Annotated in this window: 3 protein-coding genes; all 3 read right to left on the reverse strand. The window is 63.8% G+C overall.

The window, feature by feature from the left end; genetic code table 11:
• The coding region (locus EPO09_RS08705; RefSeq protein ID WP_290642204.1) for an ATP-binding protein at positions 1-2,516 on the reverse strand (2,516 nt) is incomplete at its 3' end.
• The gene (locus tag EPO09_RS08710; protein WP_290642206.1) at positions 2,513-2,941 is read right to left on the reverse strand and encodes a response regulator; all 429 of its coding nucleotides are present in this window, start codon (positions 2,939-2,941) and stop codon (positions 2,513-2,515) included. The genes EPO09_RS08710 and EPO09_RS08705, both read right to left, overlap by 4 nt.
• Positions 2,928-4,427: PAS domain-containing sensor histidine kinase (locus tag EPO09_RS08715; RefSeq protein WP_290642208.1), on the reverse strand; the 1,500-nt coding region annotated here is incomplete at its 5' end. The genes EPO09_RS08715 and EPO09_RS08710, both read right to left, overlap by 14 nt.

Raw genomic sequence — 4,427 nt, forward strand, 5'->3', positions numbered from 1 at the left:
TCGACCTCCAGCCCGGCTTGTTGCAGGAAGGCTTGCGCCACCATCTGATTGAGCAGGTTGTCTTCCACCAGCAGCACGCGGCAGCCTCTCAAGGCCTCGCCTTGTTGGGCCAGCAAGTGGGCCGGGGAGGCTTGCTGCTGCGGTGCCGACTGATGGTTGGCGCGCGCGTGTGTCAGCGTCTTGATCAGGACGCCGGGCAAGACGGGCTGTGACAGCAGTGTGTCCACGGGCGCGGTGCCAATGGCATCCAGAAGCGCCTGGCGTTCGAAGCCGGGGACAATGCCGATGATGGGCGTGAGCGGACCTTCATGTTGACGCAACTGGTCTCGCAAGACGCGCACGGTGTCCGCGGCGTGCGCATCGGCTTCTTGCCAATTGACGAGCACCGCGTCGAAAGGCTGGCCCACTTGCGCACTGTTCATGATGTGCGCGCAGGCCATGTCCAGATCGTCGGACACGGTGACCACATGGCCGTGCGCTTGCAGCATGCGGCTGAGTGAGGGCAGGTTCGCGTGTCTGGCGCCCACCAGCAGCACCTTGTGGGGCTCGCTCGCCGCCGTGGGCATCGACGGCGCAGGCGCGGTCAACAAGGGGATCTCGAACCAGAACTCGCTGCCTTGCCCCAGGCTGCTTTGCACGCCGATCTGGCCTTCCATCATCTCGACCAGTCGTTTGCAGATGGCCAGTCCGAGGCCTGTGCCTCCAAAGCGCCGCGTGATGGAGACATCGCCTTGCGCAAAGGCCGCAAACAGCGCCTGGCGGCGTTCGGGGTCAATCCCGATGCCGGTGTCGCGCACGGCAAAGCGCAGCATGTCGCCTTCTGCACACACGACCAGGTGGATGCCGCCCTTGTCCGTGAACTTCACGGCGTTGCCCACGAGGTTGTTGATGATCTGCGAGAGGCGCAGCGGATCACCAATGATGTGCGTGGGCAGCGGTTCGACCAGCTCGATACTGAAGTGCAGGCGCTTTTGGGCCATGCGGCCTGAGAACAGGTCCGCCACGCGCTGCAAGGTCTCTTCCAGATCGATGTCGGTTTGCTCCAGCATCATCTGGCCCGCTTCGACCTTGGCGTAGTCCAGCACATCATCGAGGATGCCCATGAGCGCCAGCGCGGAGTCATGAACGCGTTCGATGTGACCATAGGCCGCCGGTGGCAAGGCCTCTTCCAGCGCCAGGCGCGAGAGCCCCACGATGGCATTCATCGGCGTGCGGATCTCGTGGCTCATATTGGCCATGAAGGCGCTGGTGATGCGGGCGGCTTCCTGCGCCGTGTTGCGGGCATTGACCAGCGTTTCGTGCAGGATGTTCTGTTCGGTCACGTCGCGCGCGATCACCAGCAGATGAAGCTCTTCACCTCGGGTCAGGCGGGCAAGCGACCAGGCCAGGTGCACGAGGCGATCGGGCGCGAGCTGCATGGCGATCTCGAGATGGCGGGTCTGTCCGTCGGCCAGCGTGGCTTGTGCTTCGTCGAGCAAGACGTTGGCCGGGCCTGTGGCCAAGGCCGCCAGGCTTTGTCGCTTGAGTTGGGTCAGGCTCATGCCCGTCAGCGAGGCCATTTCATCGTTGGCCAGCACGCATTGACGGTCCGCTCGGTAGACGGCCATGCCGATGGGCGAGTTGCCGATCACGGCTTCCACAAAGTGCAGCAACTCTTCAACGCGGGCTTGTGCGGCCTTGATCACCGTGATGTCTGTGATGGTCACGTAAAAGCCGGCCACCTCGCCAAACTCGTTGGCATCCGGGCGGTACTCGGCCTGGAGGTGGCGTGTCTTGATGCCATTGGTGCCCGGCAGGGTGTGTTCAAACAACTGTGCCTGGCCGTGTAGCGCGTACTCGATATAGGGCTGATGGATGCGGTACATCTCGTCGCCGATGGCATCGCGCACGCGCATGCCGGGCAGGTGCTCGGGCAGAAGGCCGAACCAGGCTTCATGAGCGCGGTTGCCAAAGCGCACGCATTGCGCCGCATCCCAATAGCCGATCAGGCTGGAGGTGTGGTCCAGCAGATCTTGCAGATCACGCTCACGCTGCCGGATGGTGGCCGCCTGGGCTTCCACACGCCGTTCCAACTGGCGATGCATGTCATCGAGTTCGCGGCGCAACTGGTGATGTTCCAGGCTGCGCAGCACCGAGCGCACCAGGCTGTCGGCGCTGAGGTGCAGCTTGGAGAGGTAGTCGGCGGCGCCTTCTTGCAGCGTCTGCACCACCAGGGCTTCGTTGCCCGCACCCGTGACCATGATGACCGGGCAATCCTGGCAGGCCTCCTTGCGCAGGCGTTGCAGCAGATCGGTGCCGGTGGTGTCGCCCAACTGGTTGTCCAGCACCACGCAGTCAAAGGGATGCGCGCGCACCATGCGCAAGGCCTCTTCACCCGATGCAGCTTCGTGTGTGACGACCTTGACCGGCGAGCGTTGCATATAGCGCTGCACACGTTCCCGATCCACATCGTCGTCGTCGACCACGAGCAGGTGCAGAGGGTTGGTGGGGGCGTTCACGGCAGGGCTCTGGTTCATGGCAGTTTGATGGCGCATTGGTAGCTCTGCAGCAGCGCAACCAGTTTCGAGAACTGAGGCCCGACGGCTGACTTCACCATATAGCCTGCGATGTTCTCGTGATAGGCGCGGGTGCGGTCTGATTCGTCGTCAGAGGTGGTCAATACGAACACGACTTCGTCGTGCAGGCGGGGGTCGGTGCGCAATGCCTGGAGGAACTCGAAGCCGTTCATGCGCGGCATGTTGAGATCGAGCAGGATCACGCGGGGCCGGGGTGCAGCCTGGCTGGCATGCTCGCCGCGCAGGATCTCCAAGGCATGCAGCCCATCTTGCGCCCAGAGCAAGGGCACCGTCAGGCCGGCCTTGTCCAGACTGCGTCTGACCGATTCTGCGGCCACGTCGTCATCTTCGATCAACAAGATGCTGAGCGGATCAGACCTGGTCATGACTGGTTCTCCTTTTGAAGCGGGGCCAGTCGAAGCGGAAGCAGGCGCCACGGCCATCGCGCACCGGCGACTGCACATCGATGCGGCCACCGTGTACTTCGACGAGGCGTTTGGTCAAAGCCAAGCCAATGCCCGAGCCCCCACGCTCCGATGAGGTGAGTGTCTGGAAGAGCTTGAAGATGCGGGCTCTGGCTTGTTCCGGCACGCCGGGTCCGTCGTCTTCCACCTCAATGCGGCAATGCACATCGTCCACACTGGCGCGCACGGTGATGTGCCCCTGAGGCCGATCGTGGTGTTTGAGCACGTTGCTCAGCAGGTTGCGCAGCACGGTCTCCAGCGGCACGCGCGCTGTTTGCAGGGGCGGCACATCCAGCTCCAACTGGACCGTGAAGCCTGGCGGCGGAGGCTGCAACTCCAGGATGCCCTTGACCAGCGCGTGCAGATCGACCTGTGTGAACTCTGTAGCGGCACGGCCAGCGCGCGCATAGCGCAGCAGATCGTCAATGAGGCGGTCCATACGCTGGATGCGCTGGTTCACGCGTTGCAGATTGCGGGTGACATCGGCGGGTACCTCCTCCCCCAGATCTGCGCCTATCCACTCGATCAGATCGGCGATGCCCCGCAAGGGTGAGCGCAGATCGTGAGAGGCCACGTAGGTGAACTCCTGCAGATCGGCGTTGACTTGCCTGAGCTCCAGCTCCAGACGTTTGCGCACGCTGATGTCGCTGATCACCACCAGGGTGGACAACTGCCGGTTCCAACGCACGCGGCTGAGGCCGATCTCGACGGGCAGTTCAGTGCCATCAGCATGCAGGGCCGTGAGGTCTCTCCCTTGGCCCATCATGCGGGCCTCGCCGGTCAGCGTATAGCCGTGCATCAGGGCGCCATGTCGGGGCCGATAGCGCTCGGGCAGCAGCATCTCCAGAGGTTGTCCTGCCAGGGCAGCGCGGTTGTGGCCCAGCGATTCGGCCAGCACGCGGTTGGCCATGACGATGTGCCCCGCGTCATCGACGATGAGCTGGCCATAGGGGGATGCATCGAACATGCCTCTGAAGGCTGATTCCAGGCCGAGGCGTTCGCTGATGTCCACGACCGAGGCCAGCACCAGCAGGCCTTGCGCAGCGGGCAGCGGATTCAGGCCGATCTCGACGGGGAAGTCGTGCCCATCGGCATGGCGCGCGAACAGCACACGGCCTGCGCCCATGGGGCGGGGCTCGGGATGGGCCATGAAGCTGTCGCGCAAGCCCGCGTGTTCCGTACGCAGCGGGCCGGGCAAGAGCGCATCAACCGATGAGCCTGTCAGGGCATCAACCGTGCAGCCGAACATCCTCGCCAGCGCTTCGTTGGCAGCCACGATGAGGCCCGCCTTGTCGACCAGCACAAAGCCATTGGGTGCGGCATTGAACGCGCGGGCCAGCAGTTCAGGCGAGGGGCCCGCTGCCGACTCGGTGGATGTGTTGACCATGACGCCCTCATTTATTCGTGA

The sequence above is a fragment of the Aquabacterium sp. genome (assembly GCF_004297345.1).
Lineage (GTDB): Bacteria > Pseudomonadota > Gammaproteobacteria > Burkholderiales > Burkholderiaceae_C > Aquabacterium.